The 26,451-nt window shown below is 31.5% G+C and carries 24 protein-coding genes; 23 read left to right on the top strand and 1 reads right to left on the bottom strand.

Going from position 1 to position 26,451, the window contains the following annotated elements:
• Positions 1–50 precede the first annotated feature (50 nt).
• The 13 genes from DK441_RS08665 (at position 51) to DK441_RS08605 (ending at position 16,270) form a co-directional block, all read left to right on the top strand.
• Positions 51–1,115 (top strand): beta-ketoacyl synthase N-terminal-like domain-containing protein, encoded by a 1,065-nt coding sequence (locus tag DK441_RS08665; RefSeq protein ID WP_109098358.1) that lies wholly within the window; start codon positions 51–53, stop codon positions 1,113–1,115.
• Complete coding sequence (locus tag DK441_RS08660) at positions 1,109–1,885, top strand: polysaccharide deacetylase family protein (RefSeq protein WP_109098357.1); 777 nt, start codon at positions 1,109–1,111, stop codon at positions 1,883–1,885. Before DK441_RS08665 ends, DK441_RS08660 begins: the two co-directional genes overlap by 7 nt.
• Positions 1,878–2,495, top strand: coding sequence for an outer membrane lipoprotein carrier protein LolA (locus DK441_RS08655; RefSeq protein WP_109098356.1), 618 nt, complete (start codon positions 1,878–1,880; stop codon positions 2,493–2,495). Before DK441_RS08660 ends, DK441_RS08655 begins: the two co-directional genes overlap by 8 nt.
• Complete coding sequence (locus DK441_RS08650) at positions 2,476–3,087, top strand: hypothetical protein (RefSeq protein WP_109098355.1); 612 nt, start codon at positions 2,476–2,478, stop codon at positions 3,085–3,087. The genes DK441_RS08655 and DK441_RS08650 overlap by 20 nt, the downstream gene beginning before the upstream one ends.
• Positions 3,084–3,680, top strand: a complete 597-nt coding sequence (locus DK441_RS08645) for a porin family protein (RefSeq protein ID WP_109098354.1) — start codon at positions 3,084–3,086, stop codon at positions 3,678–3,680. The genes DK441_RS08650 and DK441_RS08645 overlap by 4 nt, the downstream gene beginning before the upstream one ends.
• 6 nt (positions 3,681–3,686) lie before the next feature.
• The gene (locus DK441_RS08640; RefSeq protein WP_109098353.1) at positions 3,687–4,052 is read left to right on the top strand and encodes a 3-hydroxyacyl-ACP dehydratase; all 366 of its coding nucleotides are present in this window, start codon (positions 3,687–3,689) and stop codon (positions 4,050–4,052) included.
• 119 nt (positions 4,053–4,171) lie between these two features.
• Positions 4,172–4,669 carry a hypothetical protein gene (locus DK441_RS08635; RefSeq protein ID WP_109098352.1) on the top strand — a complete coding sequence of 166 codons (498 nt, stop codon included), beginning with the start codon at positions 4,172–4,174 and terminating at the stop codon, positions 4,667–4,669.
• Positions 4,670–4,690: 21 nt separating this feature from the next.
• Positions 4,691–5,875, top strand: a complete 1,185-nt coding sequence (locus DK441_RS08630; protein WP_109098351.1) for a DUF2062 domain-containing protein — start codon at positions 4,691–4,693, stop codon at positions 5,873–5,875.
• Complete coding sequence (locus DK441_RS08625; RefSeq protein WP_109098350.1) at positions 5,875–9,564, top strand: MMPL family transporter; 3,690 nt, start codon at positions 5,875–5,877, stop codon at positions 9,562–9,564. Before DK441_RS08630 ends, DK441_RS08625 begins: the two co-directional genes overlap by 1 nt.
• Positions 9,565–9,706: 142 nt before the next feature.
• A complete protein-coding gene (locus DK441_RS08620) occupies positions 9,707–11,245 on the top strand; it encodes an NAD(P)/FAD-dependent oxidoreductase (protein ID WP_109098349.1) in 1,539 nt (512 codons plus the stop codon).
• A 48-nt stretch (positions 11,246–11,293) separates the two neighbouring features.
• A complete protein-coding gene (locus DK441_RS08615) occupies positions 11,294–12,970 on the top strand; it encodes a C45 family peptidase (RefSeq protein ID WP_109098348.1) in 1,677 nt (558 codons plus the stop codon).
• Positions 12,967–14,262, top strand: a complete 1,296-nt coding sequence (locus tag DK441_RS08610; protein WP_109098347.1) for a phenylacetate--CoA ligase family protein — start codon at positions 12,967–12,969, stop codon at positions 14,260–14,262. Before DK441_RS08615 ends, DK441_RS08610 begins: the two co-directional genes overlap by 4 nt.
• Positions 14,263–14,506: 244 nt before the next feature.
• On the top strand, positions 14,507–16,270 hold the full coding sequence (locus DK441_RS08605; protein ID WP_109098346.1) for a serine hydrolase: 1,764 nt from the start codon (positions 14,507–14,509) through the stop codon (positions 16,268–16,270).
• A gap of 77 nt (positions 16,271–16,347) precedes the next feature.
• Here the strand turns inward: DK441_RS08605 and DK441_RS08600 are convergent, their stop codons facing one another.
• Complete coding sequence (locus tag DK441_RS08600) at positions 16,348–18,087, bottom strand: NAD(P)/FAD-dependent oxidoreductase (protein WP_109098345.1); 1,740 nt, start codon at positions 18,085–18,087, stop codon at positions 16,348–16,350.
• Positions 18,088–18,371: 284 nt separating this feature from the next.
• On the opposite strand from DK441_RS08600, the gene DK441_RS08595 reads away from it, so the two are divergent.
• The 10 genes from DK441_RS08595 to DK441_RS08550 all read left to right on the top strand — a co-directional run bounded on the left by DK441_RS08595 (position 18,372) and on the right by DK441_RS08550 (position 26,387).
• On the top strand, positions 18,372–18,782 hold the full coding sequence (locus DK441_RS08595) for a response regulator (protein WP_074407489.1): 411 nt from the start codon (positions 18,372–18,374) through the stop codon (positions 18,780–18,782).
• A 264-nt stretch (positions 18,783–19,046) separates the two neighbouring features.
• The gene (locus DK441_RS08590) at positions 19,047–19,592 is read left to right on the top strand and encodes a heme NO-binding domain-containing protein (RefSeq protein WP_074407488.1); all 546 of its coding nucleotides are present in this window, start codon (positions 19,047–19,049) and stop codon (positions 19,590–19,592) included.
• The gene (locus tag DK441_RS08585) at positions 19,585–21,180 is read left to right on the top strand and encodes a PAS domain-containing sensor histidine kinase (protein WP_109098344.1); all 1,596 of its coding nucleotides are present in this window, start codon (positions 19,585–19,587) and stop codon (positions 21,178–21,180) included. The genes DK441_RS08590 and DK441_RS08585 overlap by 8 nt, the downstream gene beginning before the upstream one ends.
• A gap of 5 nt (positions 21,181–21,185) precedes the next feature.
• A complete protein-coding gene (locus DK441_RS08580) occupies positions 21,186–22,322 on the top strand; it encodes an FIST signal transduction protein (protein ID WP_109098343.1) in 1,137 nt (378 codons plus the stop codon).
• 37 nt (positions 22,323–22,359) lie between these two features.
• Positions 22,360–23,379 (top strand): ATP-binding protein, encoded by a 1,020-nt coding sequence (locus DK441_RS08575; protein WP_235015737.1) that lies wholly within the window; start codon positions 22,360–22,362, stop codon positions 23,377–23,379.
• A gap of 3 nt (positions 23,380–23,382) precedes the next feature.
• On the top strand, positions 23,383–23,703 hold the full coding sequence (locus DK441_RS08570) for an Hpt domain-containing protein (RefSeq protein ID WP_025667424.1): 321 nt from the start codon (positions 23,383–23,385) through the stop codon (positions 23,701–23,703).
• 24 nt (positions 23,704–23,727) lie between these two features.
• Complete coding sequence (locus DK441_RS08565) at positions 23,728–24,459, top strand: LytTR family DNA-binding domain-containing protein (RefSeq protein WP_109098341.1); 732 nt, start codon at positions 23,728–23,730, stop codon at positions 24,457–24,459.
• A gap of 190 nt (positions 24,460–24,649) precedes the next feature.
• Positions 24,650–24,850 (top strand): hypothetical protein, encoded by a 201-nt coding sequence (locus DK441_RS08560; protein WP_160112007.1) that lies wholly within the window; start codon positions 24,650–24,652, stop codon positions 24,848–24,850.
• Between the two features lie 293 nt (positions 24,851–25,143).
• Entirely contained in the window at positions 25,144–25,491 is a 348-nt protein-coding gene (locus tag DK441_RS08555) for a hypothetical protein (RefSeq protein ID WP_109098339.1), read from the top strand.
• Positions 25,492–25,568: 77 nt separating this feature from the next.
• Positions 25,569–26,387, top strand: coding sequence for an alpha/beta hydrolase (locus DK441_RS08550; protein WP_109098338.1), 819 nt, complete (start codon positions 25,569–25,571; stop codon positions 26,385–26,387).
• Positions 26,388–26,451 lie beyond the last annotated feature (64 nt).

Here is a 26,451-nt window from a genome sequence, read left to right as displayed (position 1 = left end):
TAAACAAAGGGGTAATACCTAATATACAAAAACTGTTTAATTAAAGAGATATGAGTGCAGTCTATATAACCGGTATCGGATCTATTTCATCTCAAAAAACTTTTGACAATACCGAGTTTTTGAAAGAAATCAATACCTATACAGATAATGTGATTTCTGTGGTTAATCCAAATTATAAAGAATATATTCCTCCCGCAGCAGCACGTAGAATGGCAAAAGGTATTAAAATGGGAGTTGTTGCCTCTAGAATTGCATTAGCAGACGCAAACATAGACAATGTTGATGCTATTATTACAGGAACAGGAATGGGATGTGTTAGAGATTCAGAAAAATTTGTTAGTGCAATTATTGATAATAACGAACAATACCTCACCCCTACTTCATTTATACAATCAACTCATAATACAGTTGGTGGGCAAATCGCTCTAGGACTTCAGTGTAAAGGTTACAATTTTACATATGTACATGCAAGTGTATCTTTTGAATCGGCATTATTAGATGCCCAATTACAGTTAGAAAATGATGAGGCCAATACTATTCTAATCGGAGGCGTTGATGAACATGGTGATCATACCATTACGATTCACAAGCTTATTAACCACATCAAATTAGAAAAAACCGATTCTACCAAGGTGTTGGATTCTAAAACAGAAGGAGCAATATTTGGTGAAGGTGCGAACTTCTTTGTCGTATCAAATAAAAAACAAGACTCGAGTTATGCCGAAGTTATAGCGGTACAAACCTATAATACATTATCAGAAACCGAAGTCTCTCATGCAGCTCAACTATTTTTAAAGGATAATGGTTTAGCTATTGATGATATAGATGCTATTGTATTAGGAAATAATGGAGATGTAAAATACGATGCATTTTACAATGAGCTAAGTTTAAATCTATTCAAAGAGACACAACAGATATATTACAAACATTTATGTGGTGAATTTAATACCGCATCGTCTTTTGGAGTGTGGTTAGCTTCAAAAATCCTGAAAACGCAAGAATTACCAGAAGTAGTTAAGCTAAATAAAAAATCAATATCAAACTTTACTACTATTTTATTATACAATCAATATAGAGGAGAGAATCATAGCTTCACTTTACTGCGTAAATGCTAAATTTTAAATACGTCAATAGAATAACAGCACTCGCTTTTTTGGTTTTACACATAACCAATTACTCAATAGAAATACCGGTATGGTCTTATTTCCTATTAGCTTTTATATGGCTAATTATTACTATGGCTGGTTCTGGACTTATACAATGGAACTACCATTTCACTTCTCTTAATGCAAATAGGGATATAAAAAATAATCAAGTTGCTATTACTTTTGATGATGGACCAAACCCAGAATTCACACCTCAAGTTTTAAAACTCTTAAAACAGTATAATGCAAAAGCTACTTTTTTTTGCATTGGCAAACACATTGAGATGTATCCCGAATTAGTTAAAGAGAGTATTAAACAAGGGCATGTTATTGGTAATCATACGTATTCGCACCCTAACTCTTTTGGTTTTCTAAAAACAGGAGAAGTAATTTCAGAACTACAACAAACCAACGCTATAGTAAAAGAAGTAACGGGGTTAACTATGCAACTATACAGGCCTGCTTTTGGTGTAACAAATCCAAGAATTAAAAGAGCATTAAAAGTCACAGGATTACAACCTATTGGATGGAATGTCAGATCCCTGGATACAACATCCAGAAATTCGGATAAAGTATTAAAACGAATAACAAAAAAACTTTCGAAAGGTGATGTTATTTTACTTCATGATACAAGTTTAAAAACAATTATTGTTTTGGAACAGTTATTGTTATTTTTACAACAACAAAATATAGAATCGATTACTATAGATTCTTTATTTAAGATAAAAGCATATGCCTAAAATTGTTTATTTACTACTATTTCTAGCTACTACGCTATCTGCTCAAACTAAAATGAGTACTATAGAAGCCGATGCCTTAAAAACAAAAGTAAAAGCTCTTGCCACCACAACAAAAACTATTTCGAGTGATTTTACACAACACAAACACTTGGATTTTTTATCGAATGATATTATCACAACAGGAAAACTTGCTTTTAAAACACCAAATGTCGTAAAATGGGAATATGTAGAACCTTTTAAATATTCTGTGTTATTTAAAAACAAGACACTATATATTAATGATGAGGGCAATAAAAGTAACATTGATATTGGGTCTAGTGAGCAGTTTAAGCAATTGAACAAACTTATTATTAATAGCGTAAAAGGAGATATGTTTAATGATGAGGAGTTTAATATCAGTTATTATAAAAACCAGGAAAATAGCGAGGTGCATTTTAGTCCAAAGGACAAAAAATTCAAAAAATTTATTAAAGCATTTCATATAACATTTAACTCCAAAGGCGATGTTATTGAAGTAAAAATGATAGAGCCTTCAAATGATTACACCAGAATAGTATTTAGCAACAGAGTCTTAAACACACCTTTGGCAGATGAGATATTTGCTCATTAGTTTTTGTTTTATATGTATAGGATGTGCTTCCTATCCTAAGAAAAATAATTTCATTAAAAGAGAAGCATCTGATATAGAAGTAAGAAATTTCTATTTTTCAGATAAGACACAAGATTATGTGTATAAAGCAAATATTGATGTTTACAAAAAACATTTTGGTGGTATTTTTATTGTAAAAAAGATTGAAGATAATAATCATCGTATTGTCTTTACTACAGAAATGGGAAATAAAATTTTTGACTTTTCATTTATTAACGAAAGCTTTACCGTAAATTACATCTTAGAAGACTTCAATAAAAAGATTTTAATAAACATTTTAAAAAAAGATTTTAAAGCATTGATTGAAGAAACTCCTATCCTTTTAAATACATTTTCACATCAAAACGATATTGTTTTTGAAACTGAAATTAATAACGATAAGCATTATTATTACAATACAAATAACGCAATTCATAAAATTGTTAGAACTGGGAATAGAAAAGAAAAAGTAGTTTTTACATTTTCAGAAATTAGTGATACTATTGCAAATCTAATTACGATTGAGCATAAGAATTTAAAGCTTAAAATTAATTTAAAATCGATTCAAAAATGAGAAATCTTTTATTGGTCATAACCTTTTTTGGTGTTTTTGGAGCTACCTCTGCACAAAACAAGACATCTTTTGGATTAAGAGGTGGAGTTAATATTTCGGATCTTTCTAATGCTAATTTAGAATCTAAAGCGGGGATTTATATAGGGGCTTTTTTACATTTCAGATTCTCAGAACTATATGCTCTTCAACCCGAAGTGGGATATTCTAACCAAGGAGGTAACAACAAATTTTCAAATGGAGATGATCTCGAAATCCATTACGTTTCAATATCTGCTACTAACAAATTTTTTGTTAGAAATACAGGATTACATTTGATCATTGCACCAAGCCTTGATTTTGATTTTGACGATACCCCTGTAAGTCTTGTAAACAGAGAAGAAGGTAATGACATTACCTTTGTAGACCTTTCTATTGCAGCAGGTCTTGGTTACGAATTTAAAAACGGAATTGCTATAGAAGCTAGATATAAGCATGGCACACTAGATGTTTTTTCTGGTGATTTTCATGATTTTTCAACACAATCTATATACGAAGAAAAGAATCAATTTAATCGCGTTTTTCAAATTGGCCTATCGTATAGATTTAATTTCTAATTACACATGTTACTAAAAGATTTTTACACCGCAAATACATTAGAGACTGTTGAAAATATGTCGACAGCAACTATTACCATCAACAAAAACCATGAGATTTTCAAAGGACATTTTCCGGGAAACCCTGTAACACCTGGTGTTTGCATGATGCAAATCATAAAAGAATTAACAGAAGGTATTGTAAATAAAAAACTATTTATGCAATCCTCTAGTAATATTAAATTTATGGCTATTATAAATCCGGAAAAAAATCCAGATTTAGTTTTAACTTTAGATATTACCCAAACAGATGATACTTATAAAGTAAAAAATGTAACTACATTTGAAGATACAGTTGCTTTAAAATTAACAGCTAATTTTAAAACACAATAAATCTAAACATAAAACGAACATTAAAAATATTTAAATTTTTTAATGATAGAATGTAGCGCCTAATACGTTCTTAATTTTATAATTAATATATTATCAAATAATTACCAAAACCTAAACGAGTGAAATTTTTGATTGCATTCATATCATTATTATCTTTTACTATGCTATCGATAGATTTGGATACCATAAGAATTGCATATAAAGAAGCTGCTCATGACAAAACAAAAGTAGCTGCACTTAATAAGCAACTTGCACCTGTAAATAAAGAAGATGATATTGTTTTGGTGGCTTATAAAGGAGCTGCTATTACATTGCAGGCGAAATATGAAAAAAGTATAAAAGAAAAAAAACGACTGTTTATAGAAGGAGTTTCATATATCGAATTTGCTATAGAGAAATCACCAAATGCTGTCGAACCTCGTTTTATACGTATAGGAATCCAGGAAAATACTCCTAGATTGCTAAAATATAAATCCAATATAAAAGAAGATAAATTATTTCTGCTTAAACAATACAAGACGATAAAACCTAAAATTTTAAAAAAACATATCGGTGAGTATATTTTGCAATCGAAAGCTTTTAGTGATGAAGAAAAAGCAGTAATTTTAGTTCCTTAAAAATTGAAACACTTCAATTGAGTGATAAAAGAGTTTACAAAACAAAAAATCGACCTATTCAACGTATGTGTAATAATTCCTACCTACAATAATTGCAAAACATTACGACGGGTTATAGATGGTGTATTATTTTACACTAAAAATATTATTGTTGTAAACGATGGGGCTACAGATACTACTCGGGAGATATTAAAAGAATATCCTCAAATTCAACAAATCCATCTACCAAAAAACAAAGGAAAAGGCAATGCTTTGCGCGTTGGGTTTGCAGCTGCACAAAAACAGGGTTTTAAGTATGCAATTACGATAGATTCTGATGGTCAACATTTTCCCGAAGACATTCCTGCTTTTATTACAGCTTTAGAAAAATCAGAACATAAAAACATCTTGCTCATTGGTGCAAGAAATATGAGTCAGGAAAGTGTCCCTAAAAAAAGTAGCTTCGGAAATAAGTTTTCTAATTTCTGGTTTTGGGTAGAAACGGGTACAAAACTTCAGGATACCCAATCTGGATATAGACTATATCCACTAGAAGAATTAGCAAAATTGAATTTTTATACCTCAAAATTCGAATTTGAAATAGAGGTTATTGTAAAAGCGGCCTGGAGCGATGTAATTGTAAAAAACATTCCGATACAAGTATTATATGATGAAACCGAACGGGTATCACATTTTAGGCCTTTTAAAGATTTTACCCGAATAAGTATTCTTAATACCTGGTTGGTTACAGTAGCTTTTTTATATATAAAGCCTAGAAATTTATTTCGGAAAGTTAAAAAAAAAGGAGTAAAACGTTTCTTTTTTGAAGACTTCTTAGAAAGCCAGGATTCCCCACAAAAAAAAGCATTATCAGTAGCTCTGGGAGTTTTTATAGGGATATCACCACTATGGGGATTTCACACCGTACTCGTGCTGTTTTTTGCTGTCGTTTTAAAACTAAATAAGGTGATTTCTTTTGCTTTTTCTAATGTAAGTTTGCCTCCTTTCATTCCGTTTATCATTTTTATGAGCTTAAAAGTTGGTAGTTTTGTTTTAGGAGAACCTCAACCATCATTTACCAATATTGGTGAAAATTTTGAAATGGTAAAAAGCCTAAAAACCTATATTGTAGGTAGTTTTACCTTAGCCATAATTTCTTCTATTACTATAGGAATTTTAGCATATGTATTTCTTACCATTTTTTATAAAAAAAATAATGCATCATAATGGATAGCTTTTTTTATAGTCTATATACATCTATTGTTTCTAGAAAAGTAATGAGCTTTGGAATATTTGCACTCATTATTGCGGGGCTATTATTTATTGCTTCAAAAATTCAATTTGAAGAGGATATCACCAAATTGATTCCTACAAATGATAAGACTTCTGAGATTCAAAAAGTATTAAAAACAGTAAACTTTGCTGATAAAATCATAGTAAACATTACGCGCGACCCCGAAGGATCGGTTGATGATCTTACTCAATATGCAGCACAATTTATTGATAGTGTTACTATAAAATCTGGTGAGCACATTACCCAAATCCAAGGTAAGGTTGAAGAAGAAGATATTTTTAACACTTTGGACTTTGTGTACAAAAATCTTCCTCTTTTTTTACAAGAAAATGATTATAAAGTCATTAAAAGCAAAATTCGAAAAGATAGCATCGAAACTATAACGAATAGTAATTATAAAACTTTAATTTCTCCTACGGGAATTATTGCAAGAGATAACATTTTAAAGGATCCTTTGGGATTATCATTTATTGCCTTAAAAAAATTACAGCAACTTAGTTTTGGAGATGATTTCACATTGCACAATGGTTTTTTACTTAGTAAAGATCAAAATCATGTTTTATTATTTATTACTCCTAAGTTAAAATCTAGCGAAACAGACAAAAATGCCAAATTTGTAGAGGATCTTTATCAAATAAACAATCAACTTAATGATCATTTTAAAGGTAAGGTACAAAGCGAATATTTTGGAGGTACTTTAATTGCTGTAGCAAATGCTAAACAAATAAAAAGAGATATTCAACTAACTATTAGTATCGCTATTACGATTTTATTAATCATACTTATCTTCTTTTATAGAAAAATTACCATTCCGATTATTTTATTTGTTCCAACAATTTTTGGAGGGCTATTAGCCATTGCTTTATTGTTCTTAATTCGTGCAAAAATTTCTGCAATATCACTGGGTATCGGTTCTGTACTATTAGGGGTTACTTTGGATTACTCACTTCATATCCTAACACACATAAGAAGTAACACTAATATAAAAGCAGTTTATAAAGAAATCACTACTCCGGTTTTAATGAGCAGTTTAACCACCGCTTTAGCATTTTTATGTTTATTATTTTTAGAATCACAAGCACTTCAGGATTTGGGTATTTTTGCAGCAATTAGTGTTGTAGGGTCTTCTTTTTTTGCATTAATTTTTATCCCTCAAGTATATAAAAGCACTTCTCAAAAAAGGCCAAAAACAACACTCATAGATAATGCAGCTCAATATCCTTTACATAAAAACAAATGGGTAATTATAACATTAACATTATTACTAATAGTAAGTCTGTTTACTTATAATAAAGTGCAATTTAACAATGATATTTCTAAGCTAAACTTTGAGCCACAAGAGTTAAAAGATGCACAATTAAGATTAGATGCTTTAACTAATATTGCCTCAAAATCAATTTATCTGGCGGCCTATGAAAATTCGGAGCAAGGTACTTTACAGGTAAATGATAAGATTTTTGAAAAGCTGCAACTACTAAAAGATGAAGGAAAAGTAATCGATTTCAGCTCTATCGGATCTTTAATTTATTCAGAAAAAACTCAAAAAGAAAGAATCTCGAGATGGAATTCTTTTTGGAATACAAACACAATAGCTAGCACAAAAGCTAATCTTATTGAAAGCGGAAATAAATTAGGTTTTAAACCTACTAGTTTTAATGCATTTTATACGCTCCTGGAATCGAATTTTGAGCCTTTAAAAATCAAAGACTACAATGCCTTAAAAACGATTTCTATAGCAGATTATATAACAACAAAAGAGGATTTTGTCACAGCAACAACGCTCGTTAAAGTAAAAGATGAAAATGCACAGCATGTAGTTGACCTTTTTAAAGATCAACCTCAGACCATAGTTATCGACAGGAAACATATGAATGAAACCTTTTTAGGGAATCTAAAAAATGACTTTAACAAACTAGTTGGTTACTCATTAATTGTTGTATTACTTATCCTTTTATTCTTTTACAGAAGCTTATCTCTTACCTTGGTAACAAGTATTCCTATAGCGATCACCTGGTTGCTAACCATTGGTATAATGGGATTATTTTCATTAGAGTTTAACATCTTTAATATTATAATTTCGACCTTTATTTTTGGTCTTGGGATTGACTATAGTATTTTTATGACTAATGGGTTACTACATGAGTATAGAACCGGGGAAAAAGCAGTAGCAACTCATAAAACATCTATTATTTTATCTGTTATTACTACTATTTTAGGAGTAGGTGTTTTAATATTTGCCAAACATCCTGCGCTATATACAATATCATTACTTTCTATTATCGGAATACTATCGGCAATTGTTATTTCATTCACCATCCAACCACAATTATTTAGGCTTTTTATTGGCAGTAAGACAAAAAGACCAATAACACTTAGGTTATTTTTACATTCTATTCTTTCCTTTGCTTACTATGGTTTAGGAGGCTTATTGCTTTCGTTATTTAGTGTAGTTCTGATAAAAATTATCCCATTACCTAAAAAAATAAAAATGAAATGGTTTCATAAAATAATGTCAAAGTTTATGGGATCAGTACTATATACAAATCCATTTGTACAGAAAAAAATCATTAACCAAAGTAATGAAACCTTTGATAAACCAGGAGTTATTATTGCTAATCATACTTCTTTCTTAGATATTTTGGCGATAGGAATGTTATATCCAAAAATTATTTTTCTGGTAAACGATTGGGTATACAACTCTCCTGTTTTTGGAAAAGCAGTACAGTTAGCTGGTTTTTATCCTGTATCTAGTGGTATAGAAAATGGATTAGACCATTTAAAGAAAAAAGTTGATCAAGGCTATTCACTTATAGCCTTTCCCGAAGGAACAAGATCTAATACCAACAAAATTAAACGATTTCACAAAGGAGCATTTTATCTGGCAGAGCAATTTGGATTAGACATCATTCCCATACTTATACATGGAAATTCTGAAGTACTCCCCAAAGGAAGTTTTATTATTAAAGATGGTAGCATAACCATCAAAATACTCGATAGGATAAAAGCAAACGATACTAGTTTTGGCGAAAACTATGCTAGAAAAACAAAACAAATTGGGGCATATTTTAAAAGCGAATTCGGAAAACTTAGGAATGAGATAGAACATGATGGGTATTTTAACAAAATTATTCTCGAAGAATATCGATACAAAGGTGACCCTCTTTATAAAGAAGTACTAAAAGATCTAAAAGCGAATAAAGAGATTTACAAAATAATTATAGACACGGTCGAAAAAAAAGAAACTATACTTCATATTTCAAAAGATTCGGGTCAATTAGATTTTCTGTTATCTTTAGATAGCCCAGACAGGAAGGTTATTAACTATATAGAAAACAAAAACACTAGAAATATTGTTAAAAACAGCTATATTACTAATAATCATAGTAAAATTATTTGTGTCGATACTATAGAAGAAACAATGGCATATGATACAAATGTTCTTATTCTAAATTTAGCTACGATTACAGAAAATGAATTAGGAAAGATACTAAGCAGTAAAATTAATCTGTTAGTTTTACTAAACGAAAGTCAAAATATACATACACAGATAATTACTAATTTGGGATTCGAGATCAGGCACCAAAAGAATAATCTGGTTATTTTAAAAAATAAAGAAAATTAAAAAATGAAACGAGCATTAAGAAATTTCAACAATTATTTCATAAAAGAAAATGTTTAAATTTTTAATGCGAGAACGTGGTGGTTACACACGTTCTCAATTTTATAATTAATTTATTATTAATAAATTACTAAAATTTAAACGTGTGAAAGAGCATTATGATATTGTAATTATTGGAAGTGGTTTAGGTGGTTTGGTTTCTGCTATCATTTTAGCCAAAGAAGGCTATAGTGTATGTGTGTTAGAAAAAAACAATCAGTATGGAGGAAATTTACAAACCTTTGTAAGAGACAAAACTATTTTTGATACAGGAGTACACTATATTGGTGGACTTTCTGAAGGCCAAAATCTATATCAATATTTTAAATACATTGGTATCATCGATGATTTAAAATTAAAAAAACTCGATGAAGACGGTTTTGATATCATAACTTTTGAAGGTGACGAAAAAGAATACAAACATGCTCAAGGGTATGAAAATTTTATAAAAGTTTTAGTGAATCAATTCCCAGACGAGGAAGAAGCTATTATAACCTATTGTAATAAATTAAAAGAAACATGTCGTAAGTTCCCGCTGTATCAGTTAAAACAGGGGAAGCCATACTTTGATGATAGTGAAATTTTTTCACTCAATGCAAAATCCTATATCAATTCCCTTACTGATAATAAAAAGCTACAAGGAGTTCTTGCAGGAACAAATTATTTATATGCTGGAGACAGTGATCGTACCCCTTTTTATGTACATGCCTTATGTATCAATTCTTACATCGAAAGCTCATACCGATGTATAAATGGTGGAAGCCAAATTACAAAAATCTTAATTAAAAGGCTAAAGGAATATGGCGGAGAAACATACAAACACCATGAGGTTGTTAAATTTGGATTTGATGATAAAAAAATTAATTCTGTTACCTGCAAAAATGGTAAAGAAATAAAAGGAGATTTGTTTATTTCTAATATTGAGCCAAAACTAACGCTAAAGATAGCAGGAGAAGATAAATTTAGAAAGTCATATGCCAATAGAGTACATAAGATCGAAAGCACAATTGCTGCTTTTACCCTATACATTGTACTAAAACCAAATACTTTTGCTTATCAAAACAAAAATTTCTATCATTTTAATCATCCAGATAGAGTTTGGGATACACAAGGTTATACCCACGAAAGTTGGCCAGAAGGATATATGATGACTATGGGAATTAATAAAAACACAGATGAGTATGGAGATAGTATTGCTGTAATGACCTATATGCGTTATGAAGAAGTTAAACCCTGGCAAGACACGTTTAATACGGTAGCTAACAAAAATGAAAGAGGGCAAACTTATGAAGAATTTAAAGCTGAAAAAGCTGAAAAAATCATTATTGAATTAGAGAAAAAATTTCCAAACATAAGAGATTGTATTCAAGAAACATATACCTCGACACCATTATCCTACAGAGATTATATTGGTAGTAATGAAGGGTCGATGTATGGTTATGTTAAAGATGTTAATAAACCAATGCACTCTTTTTTATCTCCAAAAACCAAAATCAAAAACCTAATGTTTACCGGGCAGAGTTTAAATATGCATGGTATTTTGGGAGTCACTATTAGTGCAGTCACTACTTGCTCAGAAATAATAGGTAAAGATTATTTACTAGATAAAATACTAGAAGCCAACAAAGAGCAAAAAACGATTTAGACTATGAGAATAACAAAAATAACAAGCATCTAAAAAAAACAAAGAAGTATGTTCTTAAAAACATCTTGTTTTACAAAATGGTTGTGCTTTTTTGCACTCTTTTTTCTGTTAATGTCATGTGGTGTATCTAAATCTATAAAAGATATCCCAGATGTTAGTGACTATTCCTCTTCTATTGAAAAAAGAATCAAAGTTTCTGATTCTTTTTTTACTATCGGAAATAGCTTTCTTAGTAAAAACAAGCAAGGTTTATGGGAACTTTATGTAGAAGGAGATCCTTTACAAATAGGGTTACAAACCGGAAGCCTGACACAAGAATTATTTAAAAAACAAGAGCATGCTTTTTTATCTAAGGTCGGAGAATTAGTACCTTCAAAAACAAAACAATATTTATTAAGAAAAGTTGTAGCCTGGTATAACAGGAAAATGTATTTACATATTCCTGCAGAGTATAAAGCAGAAATATACGGACTTTCAAAATATGCATCAAACGATTATAATCATATAGCAGAAAACTACTTAAGAATACTGTATCTTCATGGTGCACATGATATAGGACATGCTTTGCAGGATTTAGCATTAGTAGGATGTTCTTCATTTGCCGCCTGGGGAGAAAAAACCGTAGATGGCGATTTGATCATTGGTAGGAATTTTGATTTTTATGCTGGTGATGACTTTGCCAAAGATAAAATCATTGCTTTTGTAACCCCTACAAAAGGTCATAAGTTTATGTCTGTAACCTGGGGAGGAATGATTGGTGTAGTTTCGGGAATGAATGAGCATGGACTTACGGTAACTATAAATGCAGGGAAATCTAAAATTCCTTTATTAGCAAAAACACCAATTTCAATTTTGGTTCGTGAGATTTTACAATACGCCTCGACAATAGACGAAGCGATAGCAATAGCAAAAAAACGAGAAGTCTTTGTGTCTGAATCAATATTTATAGGAAGTGCAAAAGATAAAAAGGCAATCACTATTGAAGTATCTCCCAAAAACTTTGGTGTTTATGATGTCGCTAACTCTAATCAACTAATTTGTTCTAATCATTTTCAAAGTGAGGCCTATTCTGATGATCAAAACAATATAAAACATATCGAAGAAAGCCATTCTCAATATCGCTATAAAAGAATGCAGGAGTTATTACAACAGCAACCAAAAGTAACACCGCAAATTGCTGTGAATATCCTAAGAAACAAAGAAGGGTTAAACAACAAACAAATAGGATATGGTAATGAAAAAGCTTTAAATCAATTATTAGCACATCATGGTATAGTTTTTAAACCAGAGGATCGTATGGTATGGGTATCATCAAACCCATATCAATTAGGAGAATTTGTTGCTTACAATCTGAATGATATTTTTAATAAAAAACGTACAAAAACAACATTATCTCAATCCGAATTAAATATTGAAAAAGACCCTTTTCAGTTCACTAAAGCATATAAAGATTACGAAAATTACAGACGGTTACGTAAAGATCTTCAAAAAGCAATTGATAACAAAGAAATGTTAGATCCCACTTTTATTGGGACCTTTCAGAAGACCAATCCAGAGTATTGGGAAGTATATTATTTAATTGGTAAGTATTATTACGAAAAACAATATTATACTGCTGCATTGCATGCTTTTGAAGAAGCTGGCAACAAAGAAATTACGACAGTTCCCGACAAACGTGAAATTGATTCGTATATTAAAAAATTAAAAAGGAAATTAAAACAATGATTCCTGAAATAGAAAAAGCATCGTTGGCTCAGATCAAAACGGTACAAGAGCAAGAATTAAAGAAATTAATATCGTATTTAGATACACATTCTACTTATTATCAAGGTATTTTTGCAAAGCATAACATTCTTCCTTCGACGATTAATACTCTAGAAGATTTAGTAAAAATCCCAGTTACTACCAAAGAGCAATTACAACAGTTTAATGATGATTTTATCTGTGTGCCGAAAAGTGAAATCATAGATTATGTTACTACCTCTGGAACCCTCGGAGAGCCTGTTACTTTTGCACTAACAGATAATGATTTAAAAAGGTTAGCGTATAACGAAGCCATTTCTTTTGCCTGTGCTGGTGTGCAAAAGGAAGACGTTATGCAGTTAATGACAACTATCGACAGGCGCTTTATGGCGGGAATAGCCTATTTTCTGGGTGCTAGAGAATTAGGAGCTGGGATTATACGCGTAGGAGCCGGGATTCCCGAATTACAATGGGATTCTATTTTAAAATTTAAACCTACCTACTTAATCGTAGTTCCTTCCTTTTTATTAAAATTAATTAAATATGCTCAAGAACACGATATTGATCTGAATGCTTCGGGAATAAAAGGCGCGATTTGTATAGGAGAATCTCTTAGAAATCAAGATTTTTCGTTAAATACACTTGCAAAAAAGATAAAAGACAACTGGAACATAGAATTATACTCTACCTATGCATCTACAGAAATGAATACTGCTTTTACAGAGTGTAGCGAACAACAAGGAGGGCATCATCACCCAGAGCTAATTATTGCAGAAATTCTGGATGAACATAATTGCCCCGTTCCTCCTGGTGAGGTAGGAGAACTTACTGTTACCACTCTGGGGGTAGAAGCAATGCCCTTATTGCGATTTAAAACAGGTGATATGGTTAAGGCGCATACTTCAAGTTGTGCATGCGGGCGTAATACTATGCGTTTGGGGCCAGTGGTAGGAAGAAAAAAGCAAATGATTAAGTATAAAGGAACAACTTTATACCCTCCTGCTATGGATAATATTCTTAATGATTTTAATGAGGTAGAGAATTATATTATCGAGATTTTTCACAATACAATAGGTACAGATGAAATCTTAATTAAAATAGTTACCCAAACCCCGACAGAAGATTTACTACATGATATAAAAGATCATTTTAGAGCAAAGTTAAGAGTATCTCCAAAAATTGAATTTCATGATAAAAAAGACATCCAAAAACTTCAATTCCCTAAATTAAGCAGAAAACCTGTAATTGTTATTGATAAAAGGGAAATAGAATAATACCTTTTCTGATGTAAATAGTGCACATATCAGACTTTGCAATCTCTATATTGATTTTAGTTACCTTCGGTAAACAAAAAGATACTCGTAATGGTAATAACTACACATATTCTGTATAAAATCATAATTATGTAGTTAAGCGTTGTGTTTTGATTCCTCATAAAAATGACAGATAGGTGACATCTAAATGTCGTTACAAAAACGAGGAGCTCTCCATAGCTTTGTATCAAACAAAAATATAATTATGGAAACCCAATCAATTGCAAAAAACTTAGTGTATCAACGAAAATTAAAAGGGTATACTCAAGAAGAATTATCAGAAAAAACACAAGTTACAATTCGTACCATCCAGCGTATAGAAAAAGGAGATGTAACTCCACATCTTCAAACCGTAAAATTGTTAGCTACTGCATTAGACATTGAGGTGAATGATTTATTGATATTAGAAAATCCAAAGGAGGAAACGATACAGAAAAAATGGCTAATCTTATTACATAGTACTCCATTTTTAGGTTTTATAATACCACTGGCAAATATACTTTTCCCTTTATTTATTTGGATTCATAAACGAGAGGATAACGAATTATATAACCGCCATGGTATCAAAATTATTAATTTTCAAATAACGATGAGCATAGTGTACATACTTTCATTGGTAGTTCTTGTAACTATTGAAAAATGGGGATTTTTCTTGTTTATATCTATAATCCCATTTAGTATAATTTGTATGTTATTTAATATAGTAAGAGTCGTTAATTCACAAAAATGCTATTACCCATTATCATTTCCGTTTATAAGCAGCAACAAAAAAGCTGTATCCAAAAAAATGATCGTATTACTATTGATGAGCACTATGTGTTTTACAAGTTGCACTCATGCGAAAGCACAAAATATTGTACGTTTAGATGGGACCCAAATAGCTAAAGATTCATTAACAATTAAAATTAATCACCTCATCAAAAAGGCAAATGTACCTGGGATTGCAGTTACTATTTTTAATGACAATGAGGTTACATATCAGAAGACTTTCGGATATAAAGATTATGATAAAAAATTAGCTCTAAATGATGTTACTAATATCTACGGAGGCTCTTTTAGTAAAGCAGTTTTTGGAGTACTGGTCATGAAATTGGTAGAAGACGGTGTTATTGATCTCGACACAGCTTTAGAGTCTTATTTACCTAAAAAAATATACGAGTACAAACCACTTACACGTTGGCATGATGATTTTTCTGCCTTAAAAAACGACAGTCTATATCATAAAATAACGGCTCGTATGTGTTTGACTCACACTACTGGCTTTGCAAATTCCCGATGGATGGAATCGGATTATCAATTGCGTGTACACCGGGAACCAGGAAGCAGGTATAGTTATTCTGGAGAAGGATTTATTTACCTGCAGGTTGTATTAGAAAAAATAATGGGGAAGAATCTGGAAGAATTAGCACAAGAAATAATTTTCAAACCATTAAACATGAGTCACTCCAGTTACCAATGGTCATCATCATTTGAAGATAACTTTGCGTACGGTCATACTATCACAAGTGAGCGTTTTAAAAAAGATATAGACAATGAGCCAAGAGGAGGTAGTACTCTAGAAACTACGCCAGAAGATTATTCGAAGTTTCTTAAAGCCGTATTACAACAAAAAATTATCACTCGAAATTCTTGGAATGAACTGTTTAAGCCACAGCTTAGAATTCATTCTATCAAGCAATTTGGGCCACTAGCCCTAAAAGATTCTATACAAAATGATGCTATTGCGTTAAGTTATGGATTGGGTTGGGGTATTTTGAAAACTCCTTATGGTTTTGGGGCGTTTAAAGAATGCCATGGCAATGGATTTCAGCATTATTCAATCATATTTCCAGAAGCACAAAAGGGTATTATGATAATGACCAATAGTGATAATGGAGAAAGTATCTTTAAAGAACTATTAGAAGTATCGATTGCAGATACGTATACACCATGGCATTGGGAGAATTATATCCCTTATAACAAAGAGTAAAAAATAAAGAAAGTATTAACATTATCCAGATTAAGTTCTATAATTTAATGGGATAACGTTAATATATCAAGTAGAGATTACTTTTCTTTAACAGAAGAGAATCTATTATCATCGGTAGCCAAACGTGACTTTTTTACTTCTATTTTACGTAGCATCCAGTCTGGGTAATCAGAAGGATCTTCGGCATCATAAATACGAACATCCTGATTTAGATCCACATCTGGTTGTATAAGGTCATCTTGTCTACATTTAAGGATTATCGCCGCCGTCTGAACTCCAGAATAACTTGCTCCTGCTACCCCATGAGACGCAATACTGGCACCACAGAGGTATAAGTTTTCGATTTCACTTTTTGGTTTATACGCCAAAGGGCCAATATGGCGTAAACTTTTTTCGGTACCATATACACAGCCATTGGTAGAATTTATATAATACTCATTGGTAATCGGAGTACCTAGTTCTTTTTGTACCACGCGATCACTAATCCCGGGAACTACTTTTTCCAGGCTATTCATAAACTTTTGAGTCAATTTTTCTTTGAATTTCAGATATTCTGGAGAGCGTTCTTTATTCTCGTTTTCGAATCGTTTAAAAGCTTCATAATTAATATAGGTAATTACTTCAATGGTATGATATCGACCATCAAAACTTATAGGATCTTTAAGCGTTGTACAACTTATAAAAAGGCCCGCAAATTCTTCACCCTTCTCGATATCCACTCTTTGCATTTCTGCAAACTGCTCATCCATATCTGCATTTTTGGGCATCATCCAAATATTACCAGAATCCAATCCTGCTTTCCGAAGATCCATATCTACTGTCAAAAACAGCATCAGTGATGTACACGAATATTTCGTTTTATTAAGTTTCTTTACTAATTTACGGCTTATATTATCTCGACCTACCATATCTAAATAGGTTTTTCCCGGATCTGCATTAGAGATCACTCTTTTGGCAAGAATTCGCTCACCGTTTTCGAGTTCGACTCCAATAGCTCGTTTTTTCTTTTCTCCTTCTAATAAAATTCGTTTTACACTTTGCCCGGTACGCACTTCACTACCATGTTTTTTAATAGCATTAGTCATTGCTTTTACTATGGCTCCACCACCACCCATAGGATAAAAACCACCGTCAAAATAATGATCCATTACTGCGCAATGCAAAGGAAAACTTGCTTTCCCTGGTGGTAATCCATGATCACCATATTGTATATTGAGTATCGTTTTGAGTAATGGGTTTTTGAGATACCAACCAATCACCCTTTTTAAACTAAATAAAGCATATTTACCCATGTATTTTGTTCGAAAAGGAATAGTAACATGATCCCAAAAGCCTTTTATTTTAGGAATCAATTGTATCTGTCGACTCACTGTACGAACCATAGTGAGGTACTTTTTAATATCCTTCTTTTCTTCTGGAAAGCGTTGTGATAACGAGTCACATAATGCATCAAAATTAGCAGGGAAATCAAAACGTTCATCACCAATCCAGCAATGTTCGTATGCCTTTGTATTCATTCTAAAAAAAGCCAAATCATTTGCAATTCCCAGTCCTTCATAAAGTTCGCTTGTCGATTGTCCTTTATCTAACAATCCTACATAATGCACTCCAGGTGTAAAACGATATCCATTTAGGTAAAAACTATGGCACCATCCTCCGGGCACATCATGTTGTTCGAGAACTAATACCCGTTGACCACTACGAGCCAAACAAATTGCAGAAGCTAACCCCCCTACTCCAGAACCAATAATAATTGTATCTATTTCATTTTCATTCTTCAATTTTAGATCTGATGTTTCCTGAGGGTTGTTTTGCATTATTTATAATAAATAAAAGATTAACTTTTTAATTGTTTTGTAATGATACAACTATATTTTCAGAAGTGACGAATGAACTTATCCAGAGTACTACTTTTATCTGTAAAATACACACTTTACCCTTCAATTTTGTTATGGTTTTCAATTCCCCATTTATCTATAAAAAATTACCATTCGTCTACACTAAAAATACATTTCAACGAAAGTAATAATGAAATTATCCCTAAAAAGGAGACCTTTAGTGTTGTTAAAGAACATTTTTTAACCTAACTTAAAACACTGAAATGATGAGTTTGACTTTTTTATTAATAGATGATGACGAAATAGAACGGCTAAAATTTGCCAGAGTTTTGGATAAAAACGACTATCCTCACAAAATTATAGAGGCCAAAAATGGTGAAGAAGCTTTAGATGTTTTAGCAAAAAAGGATCAACAACCCGATATTATTTTCCTTGATCTAAACATGCCTAAAATGAATGGTTTAGAATTTTTAAAAGAACTAAAATCAGATACATCATTACAATACATACCGGTGATCATTTTAAGTACATCTAATAATCATCAAGATCTTAAAGAAGCGTATGAAATTGGAGCTGCTGGTTATATTGTAAAACCACTAAAATATGAAGAATACACGCATAAAATAAAATGTTTAATTGAATACTGGAGTGTTAATGAACTTTTAAAAGCATAACAGTTATCTTTATAAACTTCAAAAAATAATATGGATATGAAATAAATACCTTTTTAATGTAAATATATTGTCACTATAGGAGTTCTTATCCGTTTTTTATACCCCATAAAGAAAACATCAGTTTGAGTTAAAGTAATTACAACTCAAAAACTGAGAGCTATCCCCTATATCGTTTTCTTTTAAGATCATACACAATCATTCAAAACTACAACACAATAGTATTTTTGAGGTATAAAAACATCTAACCAAAAAGTTTTTAAAAGAATGAAAGGAATAGTATTTACAGAATTTTTAGAATTAGTCGAAGATAAATTCGGACTAGAAGTAGTTGATAAAATTATTCAACAATCTAATCTACCCTCGCAAGGAGCATATACTGCCATAGGTACCTATGACTTTTCTGAAATGCTGGGATTGTTAAAGCATCTAAGCGAGCACACAAAACTAAGTATCGACGATCTTCTTCTTACCTATGCCGAACATTTTTTTTCTGTTTTAGCCAGTAGCTACCCTGATTTAATTAACAAGTACAATGATCCAATAGAAATGCTATCTTCTATCGAAAATCATATTCATGTCGAAGTTCGAAAAATATATCCTGATGCAGAACTTCCCACTTTTGAAATACAAGAAAAAACAGCCTCTAAACTGGTTATGATTTATAAATCCAGTAGAGCCATGTATAGTTTTGGACTTGGGCTAATGCGTAAAACTTTTGAGCATTTTGATGCTACCGCCACAATCACTCTAGAAAAACTCACATCAGATGGGACGGAAGTAAAATTTAGTATCGTGAAAACAAATGAGTAGTGATGATATAGAAATACTAAAAAGAGCCATACAAAGAGAAAAATTAGCTCGAAAACAAGCAGAAAAAATTCTTGAGGATAAATCCCGGGAACTTTATCTGATCACTCAAGAATTAAAGGAAACTAATGAAAAGCTAGAAGATCAGGTAGGTACAAAGGAATCTGAGCTACAAGGTGTATTTGATAATTTGCTTGATGCCTACGTTAGAATGGATATTTTTGGTAATGTCCTGGAGATGAACTATGCCGCTAGAAATTTATTTGGATATGATATTACCGAAGAAAAACTAAATGTTGTAAAACTTATTTATAAAGACGATTATCAATACGCTATGGCTTCTTTTCAGGAATTGGTTACCAAAGGTTCTTTTTCTGATTACCAGGCCCGGGTATATACAAAAAATAATGGGGTACGCACCGTTCATATTAATGCCAGTCTTATTTTTGACAAAAACAAAACTCCTATAGGCGCACAGGGTATAGTAACCGATATTACCGAAAAGCTTAAACAAAAACAAATATTCGAAGAACAGAAAAAACAACTATCTGTTATTGTCGAAAACTCGTCTTTGGGAATTGCGCTTTCTCAATTTGGAAAAATACTCCAGACCAATAAAGCTTTCCAGAATTTATTAGGATATACACAGGAAGAACTACTACAAATGGAGATCAAAGATATTTCTCTAAAAGATGAATACGAAGCCTCGGCCAGCAATATGGAAAAAATGAATAATGGTGAGATTGACAATTTTTCTATAAACAGAAGATATGTAAAACGAAATAAATCCACATTCTGGGCAAAGACCAACGTAGCGGCAGTACGTGATCCAGATAGAAATATTAAATACATGGTTGCCTTAGTAGAAGATATTACAGAACAATTAGAGATAGAAAAACAAAGGGATCAACTGGTAAAAAACCTGGAGAAAACAAATCAGGAACTCAAGGATTATGCACATATCGTTTCTCATGATCTAAAATCACCATTAAGAAGTATTAATGCTCTTGTAAACTGGATTAAAGAAGATCATATCGATACACTTGATAAAACCGGGGTACATCATTTTAACATGATCGAAAATACACTCGAAAAAATGGAAACCCTCATCAATGATATCCTTAGTTATTCTAGTGTAAGTAACAAAGAAAACCTACAAACCAAAGAAATAGATCTTAATATACTTATAGACGATATAAAAAATATCATTCTGATTCCTGATCATATAGAAGTTTTTATTAAAAATAAACTTCCTGTAATAGATGGTGATATCACCAGAATTCAACAGCTTTTTCAGAATCTAATTGGTAATGCTGTAATTTATACTGATAAAGAAATCGGAACAATAGAAATTGATCACGAGGACAAAAAGACCTATCACCTCTTTAAAATTAAGGACAATGGTATAGGCATCAAAAAAGAACATCACGAGAAGATATTTAAGATGTTTCAATCTGTAGGAGATAATGAAAACTCTTCTGGAATCGGACTCGCAATTGTAAAAAAAATAATAGATCTATATGAAGGTGATATATGGCTAGAAAGTGAATTAGGTAAGGGTACAACATTTTACTTCACATTAAAAAAATAGGACCTATGAGATTTCAACAATTTGAAAAGAAAAAAAATCAAGATTGGACTGCTGTTGTAACAACAGAAAAAAAGCTAAAAAACCCTTTAGTTTTGGTTTTCGGGAATCGATATGAATTAGAGAACCCCGAAGTTTATAACGATGTAAAAAAACTATTCCCAGATGGAGAAATTGTTATCGGTTCTACCGCCGGTGAAATTATTGGGAGTAAAGTTCTTGATGATTCTATAGCACTAACCGCTATAGAGTTTGAAAAAAGCACCTATGCCATATTTCGAGAAAATAGTATCGATAATAATAAAGATGCAATACAGCTAGGAAACAAACTGATTCAAAAAGTACCAAAAGAAGGTTTAAAACATATTTTTATTATTTCTGAAGGTAGTTTTGTAAACGGTTCGGCATTAATCGAAGGTCTCGAAACAAGGATCGACGATATTGCCATTACGGGTGGACTCTGTGGGGATGATTCGAGATTTGAAAAAACAATATCGGGATATAATGAGAATCCTAAAGAAGGAGAAGTTATATTAATCGCCTTTTATGGTGAATCTCTAGAGATTAGTTATGCCCAGTATGGAGGGTGGACTCCTTTTGGACCAGAACGAATTATTACAAAATCTGATCAGAATGTACTGTACGAATTAGATCATCAACCTGCTCTGGATCTATATAAAAAATATCTAGGAGATAAAGCCGCAGAGCTTCCTCAATCTGCATTATTATACCCACTTAGTGTTAAATCTAAAGATAAAGAAGAACCTATTGTAAGAACCATTTTATCTATCGATGAAAAAAGTAATACAATGACACTGGCAGGAGATGTCCCAGAGGGAGCTGTCGTTCAATTAATGATGGGACATATTGATAATATTGTAGATGGAGCCCAGCAAGCAGCAGAAATAGGAATGAAAAACAGAAAACACAAACCCGAATTAGCTTTATTAGTAAGCTGTATTGGTAGAAAATTGGTCATGGATCAACGTGTTGAAGAAGAAGTAGAAGAAGTTATAGAATCTATTGGTACTCAGGCTACCGTAGCTGGGTTTTATTCATACGGTGAACTCTCTCCTTTTGAAGGAAAAAACTCAAACTGTGAACTACACAATCAAACAATGACCTTAACTTTATTTAGTGAATAATATGCACTCATTATTGACCAGACAAATCAAAAAACATTTGAACACCGAGCATAAAGAATCTCAGTATTCAGAAAAATTTCTAAATGCTATTGATAGATCCTATCACAATTTTGAAGATCAACTAGGCATGTTACAAAGGGCAATGTCTATAAGTTCTAAAGAATTATTTGATGCCAATCAAAAGCTTCAGCAGGAAGCAGAGCAGCAAAAAAAGGTGATTGCCAGTTTAACCGATGCCACCAGAATTCTACAATCCATAACGTTCAAAAACATGAAAGAAGGTAAAAATGGAAACGAACTCTCGGGAATCGAACTTGCGGTAATGATCGAGGAGCAAGCTGTTCAAATTTCTGAAATAGAGAAACAAAGAGAATTGCTACTCAAAGATTTAGAAAAAAGTAATAAAGAGCTTAACGATTATGCGCATGTAGTATCTCACGATTTAAAATCTCCATTACGAAGTATCAATACGCTTATTAACTGGATAAAAGAAGATGCTAATGGGGAACTTAAAGCGCCAATACTAAAGAACCTGGATTTGATAGATCAAAATATTGAAAAAATGGATAATCTAATCAGTGGGATTTTAGAGTACTCTATAATTAGTGATAAATCTAGGAATTTAAAATCTGATATTGATTTAAATATCTTAATCGAAGATATTACACATCTCATACATCCTCCTGATCATATCACAATTAGCACACGCGATAAGCTTCCTGTTATATATGCAGATGTATCACGAATTAAACAAATATTTCAGAATTTAATTAATAATGCGATACAAGCAATAGATAAGGATAAAGGAGAAGTTATTGTGATGTATGAAGAAATCCCCAATTTCTGGAAATTCGGTATTAAAGACAATGGAAGAGGGATTTCTAAAAAATATCACAACAAGATATTTCAGATATTTCAAACGCTTGATGATCAAAAAAAATCAACAGGTATTGGATTATCGATCGTAAAAAAAATAGTAGAATTTTATAATGGTAAGATCTGGATCGAATCTGAAGAAGGGCAAGGAACTACTTTTTATTTTACATTAAAAAAATAACCTATGAACGAAACTCCAAATCTCATATATATAAAAGAACTGGCTGCAGGTTCTGAAGCTTTTGAACAAAAATTAATTGGTATTGTAAAGCGAGAATTTCCTGATGAAAAAGATGAATTTCTTAAAAATTATACCTCAAAAGCATATACTAAAGCAGCAGAAAATGTGCATAAACTAAAACATAAAATCGGAATGTTTGGTTTTGAAGAAGGGTATCAAACTGCAATAGATTTTGAAGAAGAGCTAAAAAGCAGTAACACTTCGTTATATTCAAAATTTATATTAATTTTAGAATCCATAGAGCATTTTCTAAAAACGCTTTAAAAAATCCTTAAAAACCAACTTACTATGAATTGCATAATTATAGATGATGAAGAAACCGCAAGAATGATTATTCAACAACTTTGTACGCAGGTTGATGAGCTCAATGTGATTGAGGATTTCCCTAATGCAATTCAGGCCATTAAATTTTTAAATAAAGAAGAGGTAGATCTTATATTTCTGGATATTCATATGCCCGATTTTACAGGTTTTGATTTTATCGATACCTTAAAGAATCCACCTAAGATTGTTTTAACAACTTCTGACAAGAATTTTGCTTTAGAAGCTTTTGAGTATGAGTGTATTGTAGATTACCTGGTAAAACCGATAACCTTACCTAGATTTCTTAAAGCAATACAAAAGGCAGAAAGTGCAACAACAGTTGCTACAACAGAAACCGTAGCAGAGACTTCTACAGAACTGCCATCGAACACTCCTTCTTCTGAAGAAAACGAGCTTTATATTAATATCGACAGAAGATTAATCAAGATTAATATCCCAACTATTAATTTGATTGAAGCCAAAGGAGATTATGTGCTAATTAAAACCGAAAAGCAAAATTATACAGTGCATTCTACCTTAAAAAAAGTTGAAGAAAAACTACCAACCGATCTTTTCTTAAAAGTACATCGATCTTATATCATTAATATCAAAAAAATTATTGATATAGAAGACAATAGTGTACTTATTGCAAAAGATGTTATCCCGGTAAGTCGTTCTAATCGACCGGAGTTAATGAGACGATTGAATTTGTTATAACAATCTATGAAATTCATAAAGTCTTTAATTCGCTCCAAGCCATAAGATTCATTTATGATATTCTTTGATACTTCATTTTCATTTCAAAAGAATATAAACACCTTTCGAATTACTAATCACTTGCAAATCGGGCTGTATTAATGATATGATTATACCGTAACTGCTCAGAAAACCACATCTTGTGTACTTCATGTTTAGGTTTTGGTTGCCATATGCAAAAAGAAGACACGAAGAGAAAACAGGAAACATACAAGGTTCTAAAGAATTGAAAGAAGAGTGCCTAAGCCCAAAAAGACTATGGCAAAAAACCAGGCATAACATACACAATCATGAAATATTGCACAGAAGGTATAGAGTTAAATTTCCAAATTCTCAGGAAAAGGTATTCTAGAAAGGAACATCATTCATTCTTGTAGAAATTTATACTCAAAATGCTATAAATAATTTTAGGTTAATCAAAAATTCAATCGATTAATAAAAAACATTACATAAAAATCATCACATATACAATTGAGTTCATCACATTTCATGAAAATATTACCAAAATGAGGGGGGAAAGACCATATTTTTGCGAATTACATATTTAAAAAACATGATGCATCAAAAATTTGGCATATAGTATCTAGAATATAGTACATACGTTCTATATATTATTGTTGTACGCAATAATTTAAACTTAAACACATGAGAGAATTAGGGCTTACTATAGAAAATATCACAGGATGTGAGGAAAATTTCATTTTCGATTTAAAAGGATATTCCGATGAACTAGAGTATTCACTTGTTTTAAAAATCAAGAACAAAAAATTTATCTCATTCCCAGAGAATGCTATAGTTCGGAATATCTTCCATTCTCAAGGAGATCTCAATAATGTAGATAAAGTTTCTTGTAATATTAAGAGGTTTTTAACGGGTGAAGGAAATCATGAATTTTTTATATACATAAATCCAAAGGATAAAACACTCGTTTTTGACATTTCAGAAGATAATGATGAAAATGAATTTATGAATCAATTACATACGTACAACTAAGTGCTATAAGTAATAGCTTGCGCTTAAAAACCGCTACTACTCATACACAAATCGTTGCGAACATATAAACAAAAACAATGACAAGAAAAGCACTTTTAGTAATTCTTTTTTTTTCAATCTGTATTTCTGCAAATGCCCAGTTGGACACTATTCCTTTAACACTTGGAAAGAAGTTATTATTAAAATCAGAAATACTAAATGAAAAAATAGAAACTTGGTTAAGACTTCCAACCGATTTTGAAAAACATAAAGACAGTATATCAATCCTTGTCCTTTTAGACGGAAATGAATATTTTAAAATAGCATCAGATGTTACAGAGTTATATGAATGGTCTGAAAAAATGCCACCAACTTTAATTGTTGGACTTCCAAGTACGGTAGAAAGTAGATGGAAATATTATACCCCATCAAATGTTCCACCTAGAAAAGAAATTAATCAAAAAGACAGCTTACTTTATTTAAACTCGGGTAAATTTGAAAAATATGCAGATTTTATTGACAAAGAGTTAATTCAAACTCTATCCAAAGAATTAAAAACCACATTTATTAGCAAAACCATTTTTGGACATTCTAATGGTGGATTAGGAGTTATGAGTTTCTACGTTTTACGGCCTGAAATTTTTGATAACTACATCGCTGCAAGTCCAGCTATACTTTGGGATAATTATTACTTGCAAAAACAAATTGGGGATGACAATAAAAATAAACCAATTTATATGACAATCGGTAATAATGATTGGGATTACAAGCATAAATCTTTTGAAACAATTCGGGAAAAACTTGAAAAGACTAACGATTATTTCAAATTTATAAAAAATAGCACATACGGGCACACCAATAATGGATTACCAACTCTATTGGAAGGATTAAAATATGTATATGAAACTAAAAAATAAATACGTTTACTAACGATCGATGAGAAGTAATAGCTCTTTCATCCCTACTACTCTACTCTTATTT

Origin of the sequence: Aquimarina sp. AU58, from assembly GCF_900312745.1 — a bacterium.
In the GTDB taxonomy this organism is placed as follows: domain Bacteria; phylum Bacteroidota; class Bacteroidia; order Flavobacteriales; family Flavobacteriaceae; genus Aquimarina; species Aquimarina spinulae.
Note: the sequence above shows the minus strand (reverse complement) of the source record. Positions and strands in the feature narration are given on the sequence as shown.